Annotated in this window: 1 pseudogene; it reads left to right on the top strand. The window is 59.5% G+C overall.

The window, feature by feature from the left end:
• Positions 1-262: pseudogene (locus B1964_RS27855) on the top strand (IS3 family transposase); the annotation flags it as partial.
• Positions 263-363: the final 101 nt, after the last annotated feature.

The following is a 363-nucleotide window of genomic DNA, read 5'->3' as shown; positions in this document are numbered from 1 at the left end:
GGGTGGCCATTGAGCGGTCGCGGATGGATGATCCTCCGCCGGCGGTCGATGCCGATGAGCGTGCCGAGTTGGAGCGTCTGCGTCGGGAGGTTGCCGAGTTGCGGATGGATCGGGATTTCTTAAAAAAAGCGGCAGCCTTCTTCGCGGCGGAGAATTCGCAGCAGAACAAGCGTACGAGATAATCGACGCGGAGAAGGCCACCTTCCCTGTTGTTCGTGGCGTTGAATTGTTGGGGGTGTCGCGGTCGGGTTTTTATGAATGGCGTGAGCGGCAGGAGGCTGGGCCGTCGGTACGTCAGGTACGGCTGCGGGAGTTGGTGGAAAAGATTGTGCGATTCCATGAGGAGTCGGATCAGGTGTACGG

This window comes from Gordonia sp. i37 (assembly GCF_002043085.1).
GTDB classification, from domain to species: domain Bacteria; phylum Actinomycetota; class Actinomycetes; order Mycobacteriales; family Mycobacteriaceae; genus Gordonia; species Gordonia polyisoprenivorans.
The sequence above is the reverse complement of the archived record's forward strand: the minus strand, read 5'-3'. Positions and strand labels throughout refer to the sequence as shown.